Source organism: Enterococcus sp. 3C7_DIV0644 (assembly GCF_002141235.1).
Taxonomy (GTDB): Bacteria; Bacillota; Bacilli; order Lactobacillales; family Enterococcaceae; genus Enterococcus_D; species Enterococcus_D entomosocium.
This window is the reverse complement of the sequence record NZ_NGLK01000001.1, coordinates 582934-602804: the sequence shown is the minus strand read 5'-3', so window position 1 is coordinate 602804 and position 19871 is coordinate 582934. Positions and strand designations below refer to the sequence as shown.

Sequence of the window (19871 nt, the reverse complement as noted above, 5' to 3'; positions counted from 1 at the left end):
CTACATATATTTAATGGAGGAAAAAAATGAAAAAGAGAAATAAACGAATTCGTCATGGCATTGTTGTTACCGCTTTAGGTCTGTCCCAAGTGATCACTCCGGTCATGGCGCTTGCGGAAACCACGGAACAGGAACAGACCATTCGTACTTTAGATAACTCAAATCATCTGCTGGAATCAACCAGCGGCGTTGCCAATGAAACAAACACAAGCGACGCGCAAACAACTGAGACTACTCAAACGGATCGTTCTTCAGAAGAAAGCGGCGAAGCAACCTCCAAGACGGATGCAGCAACAACGAGTCAAAGTGAAACGCCTGCTACAACTTCATCAACGCATACAGCAGATACTACAGATTCGACGCAAACAAGTTCTTCAGAAACTGAATCGAAAGAGGCAAAAGGAGCCGAAAAGAGTTCCCGTGTCAGCACCCGCATCAATGGACAAGAGCTTTTAGAAAAAGGCACATTACTGACGATTGCTGGTGAGGAGTTCAGTCAAACGGAAGAAACGCGGATTTTAAACAATAGTCCGGTGAAACTGAAATTAGACTTTGAAATCAATGACGAAGACTATTTAGCCGGCACCACTGCTGTTTTTGACCTGCCGGAAGGCCTTGGTTTTAGTGATATGCAAGGAACAAATGAAGCAATCAATGCTTCGTGGGCAGTAGATAGCGCCGCCCATCAATTAACGATCACCTTTAACCAATCCATTCATGATGCATCGTTTTCGATCGAGTTGACTAGTTATCTTTATTCAGAAGACAAGCCTCAGCTAACCATTGAGATAGGCGATCAAAACCAGACAAGCTACGCCATTGATTTGTATGAAGAAGTTGACCCGATTCAATATGTGTCAGAAAAAAATGTCTTTGGGATGCAAGGAATGGTTTACTACAATACTGATCGGACATTATCTGGAACGGAAACTCTTTCACTGCATTTGGTTGATACGCCGGGTGCGTCCTTCAAAAAGATTGAGACCCAACCGTTAAAAGTCTTCAGCTATGAAGTGGATATCAAAGGAAAGATCAAGCCAGAAACACAGACAGCATTAGTCGAAGGGACAGACTATACGATCACCTCAAATAGTCTTTACAATACTGCTGTTGAAATCAAACAGATGGACAAACAAAAGGCTTATGGGGTTTCTTATCAATTCACCATGAGTTTGACCGAGCTGACGGATTATACGCCTTCTTTTTCAAAAGGGTATCCAACGACCGGATTTGGTTCGGTACAGCTAAAACAAACAACTGCCCAAAACAGAGGGTTTTCCTTTACCGCAGCAACCAGTAAAGATGAAAAAGAAGTCGATTCTAGGTATTATATGGGGGTTGCTTCTGCCAGTTTTATGAATGGCCTTTCTAAAGGAAACTACTATGTATCAATTCATCAAATGCCGACGGAGATGAAAGCAGGTCAACAAATCATTCTTTCGAGTCAAAACGGACAGCCGATCACGGCGAAACAGTTAACAGCAAGAGACGCCTTCTATCAAAATGTGACTTTTACGGATTATTTTTCTGTCGAAAATAATGGGGACAAACTGATTGTGACGGCCACAAAAGACAGCAATCTCACTCTTGGTTCCACGAACATAACCGTACCCTTTGATCAGAAAGATATCATCCTCAATGTCTCGACACCGTTAATTGCTAATAAAGAATTCAAAATCGTTGAAGACAACTACGTCGAACCAATCAGTGTTCTTAATCCCAATAACGCTGAAACTGCTTGGGGAAATTATGATCAAAATGGTGCCTATGCCAGTGACACTTCAGTCAATATCGAAGGCAGCACCTCACAACCGATCGAAAATTTACAAATGTTTATTGAACATCCCGAGTATCTTTCTTTAAGAAAGGTACCAAAAGTCGGCTTCTATTATACTTTAGGAACTGATTATACGATTGAAGAAGTAGCAGGCGGAACGATGGTCACCTTTACGTCGCCCATTACCTATTCTGTTCAATTTGATATTGGCTTCAATTATGTGCCAGACAGTTTAGCACCGACAAAATCAATTCCTAACGATACAATTCCAATCACGATTTCCGCGACAGGACTTGACACGGTTCATACCTCCGTCTATACCGGAAGAAAACTGTATTCTGAACGCACGCTCCAAAGCAGTAAGAATCAGTTTTTAGTCAACGCTCGTCAAGATACCATCAGTGATTTGACTGTTGAGACCCATGTTCCGAAAAATACGGATGTTGTGTTTTCGATCATCGATGTTTCCAATGAACAAGTCAGTGGCATTTATCCACAGTACTGGGATCGTGGTTATTATGATAATCAAGCCATGAAAGAAAGCGATCCGAATTATCCAACGATCACCCATGATGAGGCAACCAACTATTATACCTTTGATTTTGGGACGACTAACCATCGCTACATCATTTCCTATCAGTACGCCAATGGTTGGCAGGAAATGAGTACGATTTATGTACCTGGTTTTGCAAAAGAGCCGCTATCAAATAATCAGCAAGGCTCAACTACCGTTTCGGTTTCCAATACAGCGACGGATATTATTGGGATTACTCAAAATACCGTGAATAATACAAAAAACATGACTCAGGTCAAGGTCACAACAAAAAATATCGATGATGGCTCGAAAAAAGTAGCAAATCCAACGATCCTTCTAAAATCATTGGGAAATACCAATGGTGAAATCGATCTTAGGTCAATCAATGTTTCAAATGTGCCAGACGATAGCTACGAAATCAAAGAAATTGACGGAGATGTACAGCTTGTCTTTTCAAACTATGTTTTAACGAAAAATATCGAAATCAGTTACAACGTACTTTCACAAAACGCCGGCCAAATCTCAGCTTCAGCAACGATCGTTTCTGATACGATTGATACCTTGTCGGAAGCCAAACGGACGGCTACTTCGACGGTGACTAACCTGCAATTTTCGGCAGGTGATTCAAACGGGATCATTTACAAAACTAGTGCGTCACTTGATGTTTATAATACCGAAGAACCAACTCAGAAAATTGCAGGCGTTACATTGATGCTTTGGAATCAGTTGACTGGAGATGTTATTTCTGTTGTAACGGATGAGAAGGGAGAGTATCAATTAGCTGATATTTATACAGGGACCTATACGCTTTATGTTTCCTACGTCCCAGAAGGTTACGTCATACCACAGGAACTTCAGCTTGGTAAAGAGGTGCAAGTGAACCGGACGGGCAATCATCTTTCTGTCGGCATCACACCAGAAGAAGACTTGTCGACGATCGACGCCAAAGATAGCACGATCTACGTGGGAGATGAATGGCATGCTGAAGACAACTTTGTTTCAGCGACAGACAAGCATGGCAATGCGTTGACCTTCTCGGAAATTACCGTCAACGGTGAGGTCGACACATCTAAAGTCGGCACTTATGAAGTCAAATACATGAATGGCAACGTGAGCGAGACAGCGACGATCACTGTGGTGGCCAACCAAGAAACGGTGGCAGCCAAAGACAGCACGTTATATGTGGGCGATGCATGGACACCAGCTGATAATTTTCTAGCGGCAACGGATAAAGACGGTAACACAGTGGCAATCACAGAAGTGACCATCACCGGTGAAGTTGACACGGATACACCTGGAGAATACCAAGTAATCTATCGTAACGGCAAAGCCGAAGCAACAGCGACGATCACGGTCTTAGCAGACCAAACTTCGGTTAAAGCCAAAGACAGCACCTTATACATCGGGGACGACTGGCATGCGGTTGATAACTTTGTTTCGGCAACGGACAAAACAGGAGCGAACGTTCCATTTTCAAATGTGACAGTTAGTGGAGCCGTGGATACTTCCAAAGAAGGCCAATATTTAGTGGTTTATCAAAATGTCAATCAAAAAGCAGTCGCCACGATCACCGTGGTTGCCAATCAAGAAACAGTCGTTGCCAAGGATAGTACACTTTATGCTGGAGATGCGTGGGAACTTGCGGATAATTTTGTTTCAGCAACGGATAAGAAGGGACAACCGTTAAGCTTGGCAGAAGTCACCACCAGTGGTGAAGTGGATACGAAAGTACCAGGAGAATACCAAGTAACCTATCGCAATGGCAAAGCCGAAGCAACTGCCACGATCACCGTGTTAGCGGATCAAACGAGCGTTCAAGCTAAAGACAGTACTTTATATGTCGGTGATGAATGGGAAGCCGCCGACAACTTTGTTTCCGCAACAGACAAAACCGGATCAAACCTACCATTTTTAGGAGTGACGGTTAGTGGGTCAGTCGATACCTCCAAAGCAGGCGAATATCCAGTGGTTTACCAGAATGGCCATGTTAAAGCAACGGCGACGATTACGGTCGTTGCCAACCAAGAAACGGTAGTCGCCAAAGATAGTACGATTTATGAAGGCGATGACTGGCAAGCCGCCGATAACTTTGTGTCGGCAACAGACAAAGACGGCAACGCAGTAAAACTGGCTGATATCATAACGATAGGTACAGTCGACAGCGCCATACCAGGGAAATATGAAGTAATTTATCGCAATGGCAAAGCTGAGGCGAAAGCGACGATCACCGTGTTAGCTGAGCAAACATCAGTTAAAGCCAAAGATAGCACCTTATATGTCGGGGAAGACTGGCAAGCAATCGACAACTTTGTCTCAGCCACAGACAAAACCGGATCAAACCTACCATTTTCAGGAGTGACGGTTAGTGGGTCAGTCGATACGAGCAAAGAAGGTCAGTATAAAGTTACTTATAGCAATGAGAAAATGGAAGCTATTGCTACGATTACGGTCGTTGCCAACCAAGAAACGGTAGTCGCCAAAGATAGTATGATTTATGAAGGTGATGACTGGCAAGCTGCTGATAACTTTGTGTCGGCAACAGACAAAGACGGCAACGCAGTAAAACTGACTGATATCACAACAGTAGGTACAGTCGACAGCGCCACACCAGGGAAATATGAAGTGATTTATCGCAACGGCAAAGCCGAAGCGACTGCCACGATTACCGTGTTGGCAGATCAAACGAGTGTCAAAGCCAAAGACAGTACCCTGTATGTCGGCGATGACTGGCAAGCTGCCGACAACTTTGTCTCAGCCACAGACAAAACGGGAGTAACGGTTGAATTATCAGGAGTAATGGTTACTGGTACCGTCGATACCAATCAAGAAGGCACATACGAAGTCACTTATACGAATGGAAAAGTCAGCGACATAGCGACAATCACTGTGGTTGCTCACGAAGAAACGGTCGTAGCAAAAGATAGTACAATCTATGAAGGAGAGAAGTGGCAAGCCGTCGATAATTTTGTCTCGGCAACAGATAAAAGCGGACAAGCAGTCGATTATGATCAAGTATTGATTAGCGGTACAGTCAATACTGATGTGCCCGGAAAATACCAAGTCATCTATCGCAATGGCAAAGCCGAAGCCACTGCCACAATTACCGTGTTGGCAGACCAGACCTCTGTGACTGTGAAAGATAGCATGATTTATGTTGGTGACAACTGGACAGCTGCCGACAATTTTGTCTCCGCTACAGATCGTGATGGTAAGACACTTACGTTGGAGCAACTGTTGGTGGACGGTTCGGTTGATACCAAAAAAACCGGAACCTATCAAGTCACCTATTCAATCGTAACCGATGAAGCAGCAACCCCTAACTTTTTCGCACGCTTATTTGGTACTGACTCACAAGAAGCAGTCACCGCCACAGCGACGATCAAAGTCATTGAAAAAGCAGAAGAACCAGAGGAAAATGATAAGCAGCCAGAGAAAGATGATTCTAATAAAGGGCAAGAAAAACCAACGGATGCAGGACAGCCTGGTAAACAAAGCAAAGCGACCGCAAAGGACAAACGGGTGTTACCAAAGACTGGTACAGCCATCACTCAAGGCTATTCGATTGTAGGAGTGAGCCTTGTGGCACTAGCGGGGATCGTCTTCTTTCGTAAGAAACACACGAACAAAAGCAGAAAAACGAAATAAGTCTCAATGACTCTAGCAGCGGATATCGTGAAGGATATCCGCTGTTTTTGTTTTTTTTTTAAAACCTGCTGTATTGCGGTTTTCTTGTCCGATAAGCAGCCGTATAAAGAAGATATAAAGATGCTAGCAGAAGATTTACACTATTTTTATTTCTTTTTGCGTATACTTACGTCATGAAGGAGTGAAGAATATGAATCTTGTTTTAGGAATAATCGGAGTGATCGTAATGATCTATCTCTTTTGGTACTTGTTTGAGGGGGGAGAACGATGAGTAGCTATTTTGTGCAAGGCTTTTTATTTTTACTGATCTTACTAGCAGTAGCGGTTCCTTTGGGCTGGTATATCAAAGAAATCATGCAAGGAAAAACACCGCGGTTTGTCCGCTTTATTCAACCCATTGAACGGTTGACCTATCGAGTGATTGGTTCGGTCAGCAAAAAAGAAATGACCGCCAAAACCTATCTATTTTCCGTCTTGGCCGTCAGCGTCTTTTCCATCATCGGATTGACCGGATTATTGATGGTCCAGCACCAGCACTGGTTACCGCAAGGGGCGGCCGTTGAGAATTTGTCCTTTGACTTAGCATTGAACACAGCCGTCAGTTTTGTGACGAACACGAACTGGCAAGCTTACGCTGGGGAAGAAGCACTGACCAATCTTTCCCAAGCATTAGGATTAACGGTGCAAAATTTCTTATCTGCGGCAGTAGGACTAGCTGTACTGTGTGCCTTGATTCGTGGGCTGCAGCAAAAACAAAAACGAACAGTAGGAAATTTTTGGCAAGACATCACCCGTTCCTTGCTCTATATCCTTTTACCACTCTCATTGATTTTAGCAATCTTGCTCCTGTCTCAAGGCGTCGTCCAAACGTTGAGGAGCGGCGTGGAAGTCAATGGATTTGAAGGGAAATCCTTTTGGATGGCGCTCGGGCCGGTAGCGAGTCAAATCGCCATCAAGCAATTAGGGACCAACGGCGGCGGTTTCTTTGGCGCTAACGCCGCCCATCCATTTGAAAACCCAACGATGTTCAGTAATTTTTTAGAAAACTTAGCGATCTTGTTGCTGCCAGCTGCTTTGATTTTTGCCTTTGGCTTTTGGATCAAAGAGTGGAAACAAGGACGTACGATCTTGATCACCGCAACCGTCTTTTTGATCCTTGCTTTTATTGGCGTAGTGATCAGTGAAGCTTATGGACCGCAATTCAGTCAAGTGCTTGGAACGGCCAATCTAGAAGGCAAAGAAGTACGTTTTGGTATCGGTTGGTCGAGCCTCTGGGCAGTGAGTACCACCGCCGCTTCCAGTGGATCAGTCAATGCCATGCTGGATAGTTTCACACCACTCGGGGGTGCGATCCCAATGTTCTTGATGCAGCTGGGGGAAATCATCTTTGGCGGTGTCGGTAGCGGACTTTATGGCATGATCGCTTTTCTATTATTGACGGTCTTTATCGCTGGTTTACTCGTGGGACGAACACCAGAATATATCGGCAAAAAAATCGAAGCCTTTGACATTAAAATGACGAGTATCGTTATTTTGACGCCATTGCTACTGACGCTTTTCGGGGCTATGTTGATGACCTTGCATCCTGACATCATGAGCTGGCTAACCAACCAAGGCGCCCATGGCTTTAGCGAACTGTTGTATGCAGCAACTTCGTTCAGCAACAACAACGGGAGTGCCTTTGGCGGCTTGACCGCAGATACTGTTTTCCTGAATAGTTTGGGTAGTATCTTGATGTTCGTTTCACGTTTCGTTCCCATCGCAGCCATCTTGTATCTGGCAGAAAACATGGGTGCCAAAAAGAAAACCGTTCGTAATGAAGGAACCTTGTCAACCACGAGTCCAGTCTTTGTCACGATGCTAATCATTGTGATTATCGTGATCGGTGCACTGAGCTTTTTACCAGCGATGGCTTTAGGACCAATCGCAGACTTTTTTACAACGAAATAGGAGAGAGAAAAAATGAAAAAAATCTATCAATGGGCGATCGGCGAATCCTTTAAGAAATTGGACCCTCGCCAACAAATCAAAAACCCCGTGATGTTTGTGGTTTACCTAGGGGCGATCTTGACAACGATTTTATGTTTTCAAGAACAAACGGTCCCGTTGTGGTTTAGCATCAGTGTGACCGTCTTCTTATGGTTGACTATATTGTTTGCCAATTTTGCCGAAGCAGTAGCAGAAGGGCGCGGCAAAGCACAAGCGGATAGTTTGAAGCAAGCCAAAAAAGACATCATGACCTACAAAGTCATGTCCTTGGAAGATGTCGCCAAAGAGGCTTTTATCGAAGTCCGTTCCTCCGATTTGAAAAAAGGCGACTTGGTTTATGTTCCTTCTGGCGAACAAATTCCTGCCGATGGGGATGTCGTGGAAGGTGCTGCTTCGGTGGACGAAAGTGCCATCACAGGAGAATCAGCACCTGTCATTCGTGAATCTGGTGGCGACCGTAGTGCAGTCACGGGAGGAACCTTAGTCGTTTCCGATTACTTGGTCATTAAAGTGACCGCTGAAAATGGTCATTCTTTTTTGGATAAGATGATTGCGATGGTGGAAGGGACACAGCGGAAAAAAACACCCAATGAGATTGGCTTGCAGCTGTTCTTAGTGACACTGACCATCATCTTCTTGGCTGTTTCCATCACATTGATTCCCTTTACTGATTTTAGCAGTCAGTTATCTGGTCGGGGAATGGCGATTTCCAGTGTGATCGTGATCGCTTTACTGATTTGTCTCGCACCAACCACGATCGGCGCCTTGATTTCCTCGATTGGGATCGCTGGAATGAGCCGTTTGACCAAAGAAAACGTCATCGCCATGAGTGGACGCGCGATTGAAGCTGCAGGAGATGTGGATGTTTTGCTGCTAGATAAAACAGGAACCATTACTCTGGGAAACCGCCGTGCCAGCGAGTTCTTACCGGTACCGGGGGTCACCGCCAAAGAGTTAGCAGATGCAGCGCAGTTGGCATCTTTTGCCGATGAAACGGCAGAAGGACGCAGTATCGTAATTTTAGCCAAAGAAGCCTTCAATATTCGTGAACGGGTATTTCAGCAAGCTGATGTCCATTGGATCGATTTTAGTGCCAAAACCCGGATGTCTGGGATCGACTATCGTGGTGATGAGATCCGTAAAGGAGCTGCTGATACGATCAAGCAATATGTGACGGCAAAAGGGCAGACCTATCCCACTGCATGTGACGAGATCGTGGAAAAAGTCGCTAAAGCTGGTGGAACCCCATTGGTCGTAGTGAAAAATGGCCAGGTACTCGGGGTCGTTTATTTAAAAGACATCGTGAAAAACGGCGTCAAAGAAAAATTTGCCGACATGCGAAAGATGGGCATCAAGACGATCATGATCACCGGGGATAACCCCTTGACGGCAGCTGCTATTGCCGCCGAAGCGGGCGTCGATGATTTCTTAGCCGAAGCAACACCAGAAAACAAAATGAACCTGATTCGCGAATATCAGGAAAAAGGGCATTTGGTGGCGATGACGGGGGATGGAACCAACGATGCACCCGCACTCGCCCAAGCCGATGTGGCAATGGCGATGAACACTGGTACACAAGCAGCCAAAGAAGCGGGCAATATGATCGACCTTGATTCCAGCCCAACCAAATTACTGCAAGTGGTGCAGATCGGTAAACAGCTGCTGATGACCCGTGGGGCATTGACGACCTTTAGTATCGCGAATGATATCGCCAAATATTTCGCAGTGATCCCTGTTCTGTTTTATGCGATTTATCCAGAACTCGCAGCGCTGAACATCATGAATCTTGGTAGTCCCTTAACGGCGATTTTGTCCGCAGTCATCTACAATGCAGTCGTGATCATCGCCTTGATCCCTCTGGCGTTAAAAGGGGTCAAATACCAAGAAAAACCAGCCAGCCAAATGCTGCGGCACAATCTTGTCGTCTACGGCCTAGGCGGCATCATCGCACCATTCATTTGTATCAAGCTAGTAGATTTGCTTTTGTCAGCTGTTCTACTATAAGAGAAAAGAGAAGTCCATCAGAGACAAAGAGTCATTTAGGAGGAAAACATGATGAAGAACACCCTCTTTGCCAGTATCAAATTTTTACTATTTAGTACCGTGCTATTTGGCGGTCTCTATACATTATTGGTCACCGGTGTCGGACAAGTCTTTTTTGCCCATCAAGCCAACGGCAGTCAAATCGTGGAAGATGGAGCGGTCAAAGGGTCTGAGCTAATTGCGCAACCCTTTGACCAAACAGGTTACTTCCAAGGCCGTGATCAAACCGTTTCGCAATTGTCGCCCTATGATCCGACCCAAAAAAAGACTGTAGCTGAGCGGACAGCGGCGTTACTGGCAGAAAACCCAACCCAAACCAGTGTGCCGATCGATCTCGTGACCGCTTCGGGTAGTGGCGTTGATCCTGATATCAGTGTCGAAGCGGCACTTTTCCAACTGCCGCGGATCGCTGACACAAGAGGCATCGATGAACAAACAATTCATGATATAATAAACAGAAATAAAGTAGCTGATCTGTTCTCCACGAGAGAATATGTCAATATCATGACCTTGAATCAGCAGCTCGATCAATTACCCGAAGAATAGGGGGAAGCATCTATGAGTGAAAACAACCAGCAGACGATCCCAGAAGAGATGCTGCTGCAAGCCGGATTTGGCCCCAAACGTGGCAAGCTGCGGGTATTTTTCGGTTTTGCTGCCGGTGTCGGAAAAACCTATACGATGTTAACCGAAGCCCATGAGTGTTTGCTCATGGGCAAAAATGTGGTGATCGGCTATATCGAACCCCACAAACGTCCCGATACCAATCGATTGCTTGAAGGGTTACCACAAGTACCATTAAAGCAATACCAGCACAAGCAATTGACCCTATATGAGCCGGATATCGATCGACTGATCCAACTAAAACCAGATATCGTCTTGATCGATGAGTTAGCACATACCAATCCCATTGGTGCGCGAAACAAAAAACGTTACCAAGATGTTGATGAACTTTTGCATGCAGGAATCACCGTCTACACGACCATCAATGTCCAGCATATCGAAAGTCTGAATGACATCGTGGAAAAGGTCACGGAAGTGGAAGTCAGAGAAACGGTGCCTGACACCTTTTTCCAGCACGCCAGCTTACGAGTGGTGGACGTTGAACCAGACGAACTGATTGATCGGTTGGAACAAGGCAAAATCTATGCCGATGAAAATGCCAAGCGGGCACTAAAAAACTTTTTTACGCCAGAAAAACTTGATCATTTACGTGGACTAGCGATCCAAAAAGCTTCCAATCATATCAATCAAATGAACGGCGGTCGAAAACGAGTCCAAAGCAAGCTTTTGACGATTATTGATGATCGCTTGCCTAAAATGGCAGAGAAATGCATTCGTTGGACCGCCCGCTTAGCCCAAGGAGTGGGGGCGGAATGGACGGTGATTCAAGTTCGATCATTAGATGATACACCTACCGAGGTGCCATTGGCAGAGCGTTTGGGAGCAGAAGTCATCAACATCGAAGCGGATGACAGTTTTGAGACCATCGTAGAGTATGCCAAAATGACGGGTGCCAGTGACATTATCATGGGGAAACAGGTTTCTCAGAAGTGGTTCCAAAAATTGTTTGTCGAGGATTTGGAAGACCGCTTGATTCGGCGCCTTGATGATATTGAGATCCATTTGATTCCTTTTAAAGAAAAAATGCAGCGACCACGGCTGACGTTTTCGCAATTATTTGAAGGCGGTGGTCGAGATTTCACCTTGACCTTTGGGCTGATCATGCTCGCCACCATAGTGACAGAAGGCATGCAGTACTTACATTTCGGCGATCAGAATTTGATGCTGGTTTATATCTTTTTTGTTCTCTTAGTGGCACGTTACACAAGTGGCTATCTTTGGAGTGCCATGGCATCGATCATTAGTGTCCTTTCTTACAATTGGTTCTTTGTCGAACCCTTGTATTCCTTGACGGTCTATAAAGCAGGCTATCCAATCACATTAGTGATCATGCTGATCGTTGCCTTAATGATCAGTAATTTGATGGTTCGATTGAAGACCCAGGCAGAAAATGCCAAGGAAAAAGAGCATCAAATGGAGATATTGTATGAGTTGAACAAACAATACATGGAAACGCGGAATGAGCAAGACATTTATGAAAGTACGACCACCTATTTGGCACGCTTACTCCAGCGAGAAGTGGCGTTATATGACAGGGAAGGTCACTTGAGAAGTCTGCATTCTTCAAGAGAAACATTGTCTCAACTGACTGGCAAGGATGAGAAAGCCGTCGCTTTTTGGGTCGTGAAAAATCAAAAAGAAGCCGGTCGCGGCACAGATACTCTGATTGGTGCCAATGGATTTTACTTGCCGATCGTTTTAAACGGCAAACCACTAGGCGCCCTTGGGGTAGAACGCAACGAGGAGCATCAGTTGGCCAATAGTCAATTGAATTACTTGCGCCTTGTGATCACCCAAATTGCGACCGTGTTGGAGCAAGTCTCTCTGGCGAGTGAGAAAGAACAGATCCAATTGGAAAACGAACGGGAAAAAGTCCGCAGCAATCTACTGCGTGCGGTTTCTCATGACTTGCGGACGCCACTGACGACGATTTCTGGCATTGCCGAAACATTGAGCGAAACCGAAGGCGCGATCAAAAAGGAAACGAAACAAAAGCTGCTAGGAGATATCCAAAGTGAATCCCAGTGGTTGATCCGCATGGTCGAAAACTTACTGTCGGTGACCCGCATCAATTTGACTAACATGGCGGTCAAGCGCAGTGAAGAACCAATCGAAGAAATTATCGAAGCGGTTTTAACGCACCTAAAAAAAGTCTATCCGCAACAAAAAATCATCGTGAAGATGCCCGATCAGCTGATTTTTGTCAAAGTCGATCCAATCTTGATCGAACAAGCCTTGTTTAATTTGATTGAAAATGGCGTACGCCATGGAACCGCCGATACACCGATTTTCTTGCGAGTTTTTCAGGAGCAAGAAGTGGTCATTGAAATCGAGAACCAAGGGGAGATCCCCCTAGGGCAATACCAAAAAATCCAAGCGAATTTGACTAATGACACCGAAGTGCCGGTGGATTCCAAAAATGGACTAGGCATCGGACTGAGTATCGTTAAAACCATCATCCATGCCCATGAAGGCAAATTGGCGATCGAAACGAAAGCCGGCAGTACCATCTTTCGTATTTATTTAAAGCAGTAAGGAGGAAGAGCATGCAGCGACATTTTTTATTGATTGAAGATGATTCGAATATCGTTGATTTTATGGAGGTCGTCTTGCAAAGAGAACACTACAACTTTACGTCAGTTGGCACGGGCATGGAGGCATTGATGCTCTTGCAGGAAGAAACTATCGACTTCATCTTGCTGGATCTGGGCTTACCGGACATTGACGGCATGGAGCTGTTGAAAATCATTCGTAAGCGCATGAACACACCGATCATCGTGATCTCTGCCCGCAAAGATGAACAAGACAAAGTGCAAGCGTTAGACCTCGGTGCCGATGATTATGTAACAAAGCCCTTCAGTACCAATGAATTATTTGCCCGTATCCGCACGGCATTGCGGCACAAGGAGTCAGCTGCCTTTAGCAGCAGCCCGATTCTCGTAAACAAGGAGTTAACGATCGATTTTGAGAAGAAAATCCTGTACAAGAATCAAAATGAGATCCATTTGACCAAAAACGAATACCGTATCATGGCAGTAATGTTCAAGAATTTAGGCAAAGTCGTCACTTACGATACGCTGACCAGTGAAGTCTGGGGACCTTTTGCAGCGGATGCACAAACCTTACGAGTCAATATCTCAAACATTCGCAAAAAAATCGAAACCAATACGCTGCAGCCAGAATATTTGATCACTGAAATCGGCGTCGGGTATCGCTTGCGGGAGTATCCAGCAGAATCTTCTGTATAAGTTCGATTCAATCCTAAACAGCCTCCTCCTAAAATTTAGGAGGAGGCTGTTTACTTTCATTGCATCGATGACCATAGTATCCACTGCTTTATACCATTTGACAGTGCCAATCCAAGGGGAGATGGGACTGCACGAAGGGGAAAATGTCGCTCATTCAAATTTTGTATATTTGTCCTATATGTATTGCTGGGAAATATGTTGTTTGATCAGTTATACTTTTTTTATTAAACAGTTTCCAAAGGGTTCGTTAACTAACAGGTAGAAAAAAATAGGAAAAAGAGCAGCATCAACGATGCCACTCCATGGTGTTTTCGATTTCATTGGTATCAGAATCCAGTTGTTCAGAAACGATGGTAAAGCCGTTTTTGAGATAAAACGCAATAGCAGCTGTATTTTTTTTGTAGACATTCAGAGTCAGCTTCTCGTGTTCTGCTTGTACTTTTTGTAAAAGCTGCTTGCCAATGCCGTGGGCACGATAGTCTTTCAAAACGAAAATACCAGCGATATAATCACCCAACATCCCGATGAAGCCGACGGGCTGATCATCCACCGAATAGGTGTAAATAAGGGCATCAGAGAAGGCTTTTTTCACAAAATCATAGTTATCTTGCCAATGGGCAGCCGAAATAAAGTCATGGGCATCCAAATTACTTTGCAGCCAAATCTGGGCGATGGTTTCTAATTCAGAATCAGTAAATTGGGTCACTTGTTGTATCATGAGAACCTCCGTTTTTATTCAGTATAGCATAGGTCCAGTACTGATTGCTGCGAATCGCGGCACTTTCGTAGACAATCGGTCAGGAGACGAACCGCTTGATAAGTAACGAAGGTTAAATGACGAAGAAAAGCAATCTTTTTCGTTGAAATATTCTAACAATTTTGTTTCAGCTAGATGTCAATTTCTTGCAGCCAGATGTTATTTGTGTGAAAACAGCCCTAAGAATGAAATCTTTCGGTATGCTAGAGAAAGCGATAAGACACATCTAGTTAAGGAGAAAAAATGAAAAAGACACTTTTGGTTGCAAGTTCACTTGTTTTGCTGACGCTGCCTGTCGTGACGGTATCCGCAGACAGCTTTGATCAGAAGATCCAGCAGCAAAATGAAAAAATCAATGACATAAAAAATGAATCTACCTCATTAGAATTACTGAAACGATCCACAGAGGCAGAGATTCAATCGATTGAAGGAGAAATCCAAGCAATCCTACAAAAGAAAACGACGACGGAAGAAGAAGTCAATGCCTTGGCACAAGAGATCCAAGTCCTTGAAGAAAAAATCATCAAGCGCACAGAGGTACTGGCGAATCAAGCGCGTGACATTCAAACGTCTGAACCTTCCAATCGGTTGTTCCAAAAAATCGTTGATGCTGAATCCATCGGAGAAGCCATTCAACGGGCGATTGCTTCAGTAACGATCATGAATGCCAGCAATAGCATCGTCGAACAACAGCAAGAAGATATCGCAACGAGCCAGCAATTGGAAAAAGAGTTGCAGGAACAATTGGTTGTGATCGAAGAGCAGTCAAACGCATTGCAAGGAAAACAAGCGGAATTAGCTGATGTCAAATTGAATCAAGAAGTTGAACTAGCGGACCTTGCCTTGGCATTGAACACCGAAGAAGAGAAAAAAGACCGATTGGAAGCGGACCAAGCAGAAGCAAAACGGCAACGAGAAGCAGCGTTGAAGCAACTGGCTGAGCAAGAAGCACAAGAAGCAAAAGCGCGCAAAGAAGCAGAAGAAGCAGCAAAACGCCAGCAAGCAGCAGAAGCCGAGTCAGCTAAAACTGCTGAAAATCCTGCCGTTCAACAAGCAGCAGTGGCAGCAGCACAGCCGAAGACGGAAGCCGCAGTGTCGTCAGAAACATCGGTGTCGTCAGAAAAACCTGCAGCTACTCCTGCACCTGTGCAGCAAGCAACTGAGCCAAAAGAACAAGCAAGCACAGGTGGATGGCAAATGCCAGTCGATTCGGTTCATATTTCGAGTCGTTTTGGGTATCGAACAGATCCAACAGGGGCATCAGGAAATCAACATAATGGCATCGACTTTACCGGGGGGACAGGAACACCGATCTATGCGATTCAAGCAGGCGAAGTTGTCGAAGCGGGCTATGGTCCGTCAACTGGTAACTATGTGATCATCAAACATGCCAATGGCATTTACAGCTACTACATGCACTTTAGTACACTGCCAGCTGTCTCGGTCGGACAAAGCGTCTCAGCTAGACAATATGTAGGCGGTATGGGAACGACTGGGAATTCAACTGGCGTCCATCTACATTTAGGGATGTCAACAAGCTTATGGTCAGGATTCTTTGATCCGGCACCAGAATTGGGCTTATAATAGTCAGAAAATCCGCAGAAGCGAACAGGCTTCTGCGGATTTTTTGGTTGCTATTCTTTTACGAAGTCTCAATTGGCTCAGCGCCAAAAGCGGGTCATCTCCGCTTTGTCTTTCAGGTTGAAAGCGATCATGTCTTCAATCAATGCTTGATCGATCGGCTCAGTCCACTTGATGCGAAAAATGTTATCCGTATGGCTGTAGCCAGCTTTTTCAATGGCATCGATAAACTGTTCAAGACACTTGGTTTCTGGAGAGACAGAAAAGTGCGGTTTTGAAACGCTGAAACCGATAATAAAGGTTTCATGTGCGGTGAACATCGGCTGATTCCATTTAATGACTGGAACGAGGTCAGGAAATTTCTTGGTAATAGCGGCAAATAAGGCACGCAGTTTTTCTTGTTTTACTGGATCTTCAATGCTGGTTAAGTAAGTTTCTAATACATCCATTGGGAGATCTCCTTTCGTTTTAAGGAACGAGTACAGGCAATGTCGATTAATAAAAATAACGCATGTTTGAAATCAACTATTTTGTTACTTAGAGTGTACTGTAAAGTTAGTAAGTTGACAAACCTGTTGCCTTGCATGGGGGATAAAGCCTTCAGAAACAAACATTTTTTGCAAAAAGTAACGCTAAAAACAACTTTTTTTCTGCTCGAACAAAAGCCAAACATCAGGAACATTCCAGTATTATCCTGCAAGGTTCCTTGAGATCAGCTTAACTTTTCAGAAATAACAAATGAAAAAGCAGGTTATTTTCAGAGAAAACTTTCAAAAAGAAATCGGTTGCATTCAACAAGAATTCTGCTAGAATATAACTTGTTCGAACAAGTTGTTGAGCGAAAGCAAAAAGAAAGGAGGAGGACTTGTGACCAAAAGGAAACCGGTAACCCAAGCAGCCAAGAAAGAATATGCAAACAAAAGTATGCGGTTTAATCGTTTTTTACTTTTTCGTTATATGACTGCGATCTTTTTCTTTGTCAATCTTTATTGGACCATATTGAGTCTGTCTCAATGGACATGGGCTGGTTTGATTCCCATTGCCTTATTGATCGTTGATGGACTTATACTTATTGAACAAACTCAAAAATATTGGCAGCAATCGAATCGTTTACTGGTGACAAAAATCGGATATTGGCTCCAATTCGGTGTCAATCTGATTGCAATTCTATTTATTTTGATCGGACAGCAAGCAACATTGATTCCTTTTATGAATCAATCGGGTAGAGGCATCTTACTTGCCTTGTTTACTGTCGGCATGATCGCGTGCCTGTTCATCCAGCGTAAAGCGTGGTTGATCGAGCATGACCGCGACAAATATTTCACGTATTTGACTACATTTGAAACTCAAGGAGGAACAGTCAATGGATTCAGAAAATAACAAAATGTTTGCCTTCTTGGACCGCTACTTAATGGGTCCAATGGGGAAAATCTCACAATTACGGATCGTTCGTGGGGTCATGGCAGCCGGGATGGCGTCGATTCCTTTCACTATTGTAGGATCTATGTTCTTGATCATTAGCGTTTTGCCACAAAGCTTCCCTGCATTAGAGGGCATTTGGAGTGCGTCATTCGATAAGATCCAAAATCTTTACATGTTAGGTAATACCGCAACGATGGGGATTTTAGCACTTTACTTCTGTGTCGTGTTTGGTTACGAGTACACCAAAATCCAAGCACAAGAAGAAAAAATCGTTCTTAGCCCAGTCAATGGCGCGTTGCTTTCAATGATGGCGTTCTTTATGTGCTTGCCACAATTAGTTTTTGAAGGCGGTATGGCAACATTAGTTAATGTCATTTCTGATGACCAAAAAATCATCGATGGTTGGGAAATGGCTGGCGGGGTGACTCGTTTAGGAACAACTGGGATCTTTACAGCGATCATCATGGCGATTATTGCCGTAAAAATCTACGCATTCTGCGTGAAACGCAATATTGTCATCAAAATGCCTGACACAGTGCCAACAGGAGTATCTTCCTCTTTTACAGCATTGATCCCAACGGCACTGACTTCATTAGCTGTAATCGTCATCAATGGTGCATTAGTCGCAATGGGCACAGATATTTTCAAAGTCATTGCGATTCCTTTTAGTTTCGTGACGCAATTGACCAGTACCTGGGTCGGACTACTTGTTATCTACTTCTTCATGCATGCGCTCTGGATCGTGGGTATTCATGGGGCAACGATCGTGACCTCGTTCTTGACGCCAATCGTATTGTCGAATATGGTGGAAAACCAAAATGGTGCCAACATTGCCTTCGCGGGTGAGTTTAACAATAGTTTCGTAACGATCGGTGGTTCAGGAGCGACGTTAGGAATGGTGATTTTCATCGCCTTCTTTGCAAAATCAGCGCAGTTAAGTGCTTTAGGAAAAGCAGCGATCGTGCCATCCTTCTTCAATATCAATGAACCGATTTTGTTCGGGATGCCAGTGGTATACAACCCGTACACAGCGATCCCATTCTTCTTAGCACCGATGGTTTCAATGTCCGTTGCTTATTTTGGCATCAACTTAGGCTTTGTTAACCCACCGATTGCCCAAGTAGCGTGGCCAACTCCAATTGGCTTATCCGGCTTTATTGGTTCAGGTGGTGACTGGCGTGCCTTTGTCTTAGCAATCATCTGTGCAGTCGTTGCTTTCTTGATTTGGTTCCCATTCATCAAAATGTATGATGGCAAATTATATAAGGACGAACAAGCAAACGCAACGAAGGCATAATCTATCCGTTTTTTTGATAAGCCGGCTATGAAAAATAGCTGGCTTTTTTTACGCCAAAGACGATAATAGTAGTAGAGAATCGCAAGGAAAGGAGTAGGCAGATGACGAAACTCAGTATTGAAGACTTAGCAGCAGAATTGATCAGAAAGATCGAAGCCGGTGACATTGGAAATGAGCAGGGGAAGATGCCTAGTGAACGAGAGCTTTTGGCAATTTATCCAGTTTCTCGTTATACGTTACGCCAAGCCCTCAATAAGTTGAGCAAGATGGGCTGGATCTACCAGATGCAAGGCCGCGGCTCGTATATTCGTTTTCATAACAACCAAAAACCGACCATTGAACAAGGAGATCTTGGCTTCAATGAAGACTTGACACGGGGCGAGAAAAACATTCGAACGGTCAAAGCCTCAAAGCGACTGGTCAAAGTATCAGAGGCGTTGTTTCTCCCAAGTCAAAAACAATTTGCGAAAGATCAGCACTTTATCGAAGTCCAACGGTTTCGCACGCTAGATGACAAACCGTATTTGATTGAGCGTTCCTATTATATACCTGAAATCGTAGGGGAGATCTCCGAAACAATGATGGAGGGGTCAATGTTCCAAGCTTTGGCAGAAGAAAAACAACTGACAGTCGCCTTCATCGACAAGTTCATTCAAAGCAAACCGTTATCACAGGAACAAGCAGCGTTTTTTCATCTAGAAGAAGGTATGCCCGCACTGATCGTACGAGACGACAGCTATCTGAGAAATGGCGAACTATTAGCCTTTTCGATGATCCATTATGATTATCGGATGGCGACCTTATACATGCATAAAAAGTTGTTCGTTTAAAGAAAATGGATTTTCAAGAAACGGTTCTTTCTTTTTTTGAAGGCAATAGAAAAGCAGCCCATTAGGGAAAAAAACTTACAGTTGCAGATCGGTAGACAGGAACCGGCTTTCAAACTGAGAGAA

The 19871-nt window shown here is 44.3% G+C and carries 12 protein-coding genes; 10 read left to right on the top strand and 2 right to left on the bottom strand.

The features are described from left to right. Positions 1-26: 26 nt before the first annotated feature. From A5877_RS02940 to A5877_RS02915, 6 genes are all read left to right on the top strand, one after another. The gene (locus A5877_RS02940; protein WP_086316336.1) at positions 27-5957 is read left to right on the top strand and encodes a bacterial Ig-like domain-containing protein; all 5931 of its coding nucleotides are present in this window, start codon (positions 27-29) and stop codon (positions 5955-5957) included. 267 nt (positions 5958-6224) lie between these two features. Then, a complete protein-coding gene (gene kdpA / locus A5877_RS02935; protein WP_086316335.1) occupies positions 6225-7907 on the top strand; it encodes a potassium-transporting ATPase subunit KdpA in 1683 nt (560 codons plus the stop codon). A gap of 12 nt (positions 7908-7919) precedes the next feature. Beyond that, positions 7920-9950: a potassium-transporting ATPase subunit KdpB gene (gene kdpB / locus A5877_RS02930; RefSeq protein ID WP_016620534.1), complete on the top strand. Its 2031-nt coding sequence runs from the start codon at positions 7920-7922 to the stop codon at positions 9948-9950. A 48-nt stretch (positions 9951-9998) separates the two neighbouring features. Continuing rightward, positions 9999-10535, top strand: coding sequence for a potassium-transporting ATPase subunit C (locus A5877_RS02925; RefSeq protein ID WP_086316334.1), 537 nt, complete (start codon positions 9999-10001; stop codon positions 10533-10535). A gap of 12 nt (positions 10536-10547) precedes the next feature. Beyond that, a complete protein-coding gene (locus A5877_RS02920) occupies positions 10548-13148 on the top strand; it encodes a sensor histidine kinase KdpD (protein WP_008378731.1) in 2601 nt (866 codons plus the stop codon). A gap of 11 nt (positions 13149-13159) precedes the next feature. Continuing rightward, on the top strand, positions 13160-13861 hold the full coding sequence (locus A5877_RS02915; protein ID WP_016613477.1) for a response regulator transcription factor: 702 nt from the start codon (positions 13160-13162) through the stop codon (positions 13859-13861). Between the two features lie 286 nt (positions 13862-14147). Here A5877_RS02915 and A5877_RS02910 read toward each other — a convergent pair whose 3' ends face one another. Continuing rightward, positions 14148-14579 (bottom strand): GNAT family N-acetyltransferase, encoded by a 432-nt coding sequence (locus tag A5877_RS02910; RefSeq protein WP_086316333.1) that lies wholly within the window; start codon positions 14577-14579, stop codon positions 14148-14150. A gap of 282 nt (positions 14580-14861) precedes the next feature. On the opposite strand from A5877_RS02910, the gene A5877_RS02905 reads away from it, so the two are divergent. Then, positions 14862-16202, top strand: a complete 1341-nt coding sequence (locus A5877_RS02905) for a peptidoglycan DD-metalloendopeptidase family protein (RefSeq protein WP_086316332.1) — start codon at positions 14862-14864, stop codon at positions 16200-16202. A 77-nt stretch (positions 16203-16279) separates the two neighbouring features. On the opposite strand, the gene A5877_RS02900 is transcribed toward A5877_RS02905, so the two are convergent. After that, positions 16280-16648, bottom strand: a complete 369-nt coding sequence (locus A5877_RS02900) for an iron chaperone (protein WP_005235074.1) — start codon at positions 16646-16648, stop codon at positions 16280-16282. Between the two features lie 418 nt (positions 16649-17066). Here A5877_RS02900 and A5877_RS02895 point away from each other — a divergent pair, with 418 nt between their 5' ends. The 3 genes from A5877_RS02895 (at position 17067) to A5877_RS02885 (ending at position 19748) form a co-directional block, all read left to right on the top strand. Continuing rightward, positions 17067-17579, top strand: a complete 513-nt coding sequence (locus A5877_RS02895; RefSeq protein ID WP_086316331.1) for a hypothetical protein — start codon at positions 17067-17069, stop codon at positions 17577-17579. After that, positions 17563-18918, top strand: coding sequence for a PTS cellobiose transporter subunit IIC (gene celB, locus A5877_RS02890; RefSeq protein WP_086316330.1), 1356 nt, complete (start codon positions 17563-17565; stop codon positions 18916-18918). Before A5877_RS02895 ends, celB begins: the two co-directional genes overlap by 17 nt. Before the next feature lie 101 nt (positions 18919-19019). Continuing rightward, positions 19020-19748: a GntR family transcriptional regulator gene (locus A5877_RS02885; RefSeq protein WP_008378710.1), complete on the top strand. Its 729-nt coding sequence runs from the start codon at positions 19020-19022 to the stop codon at positions 19746-19748. The last annotated feature ends 123 nt before the right edge of the window (positions 19749-19871 follow it).

Excerpts from the sequence above, each read along its gene's own strand:
- A5877_RS02940 (WP_086316336.1), top strand. The coding sequence starts at position 27 with ATGAAAAAGAGAAATAAACGAATTCGTCATGGCATTGTTGTTACCGCT.
- kdpA (WP_086316335.1), top strand. The coding sequence starts at position 6,225 with ATGAGTAGCTATTTTGTGCAAGGCTTTTTATTTTTACTGATCTTACTA.
- kdpB (WP_016620534.1), top strand. The coding sequence starts at position 7,920 with ATGAAAAAAATCTATCAATGGGCGATCGGCGAATCCTTTAAGAAATTG.
- A5877_RS02925 (WP_086316334.1), top strand. The coding sequence starts at position 9,999 with ATGATGAAGAACACCCTCTTTGCCAGTATCAAATTTTTACTATTTAGT.
- A5877_RS02920 (WP_008378731.1), top strand. The coding sequence starts at position 10,548 with ATGAGTGAAAACAACCAGCAGACGATCCCAGAAGAGATGCTGCTGCAA.
- A5877_RS02915 (WP_016613477.1), top strand. The coding sequence starts at position 13,160 with ATGCAGCGACATTTTTTATTGATTGAAGATGATTCGAATATCGTTGAT.
- A5877_RS02910 (WP_086316333.1), bottom strand. The coding sequence starts at position 14,579 with ATGATACAACAAGTGACCCAATTTACTGATTCTGAATTAGAAACCATC.
- A5877_RS02905 (WP_086316332.1), top strand. The coding sequence starts at position 14,862 with ATGAAAAAGACACTTTTGGTTGCAAGTTCACTTGTTTTGCTGACGCTG.
- A5877_RS02900 (WP_005235074.1), bottom strand. The coding sequence starts at position 16,648 with ATGGATGTATTAGAAACTTACTTAACCAGCATTGAAGATCCAGTAAAA.
- celB (WP_086316330.1), top strand. The coding sequence starts at position 17,563 with ATGGATTCAGAAAATAACAAAATGTTTGCCTTCTTGGACCGCTACTTA.
- A5877_RS02885 (WP_008378710.1), top strand. The coding sequence starts at position 19,020 with ATGACGAAACTCAGTATTGAAGACTTAGCAGCAGAATTGATCAGAAAG.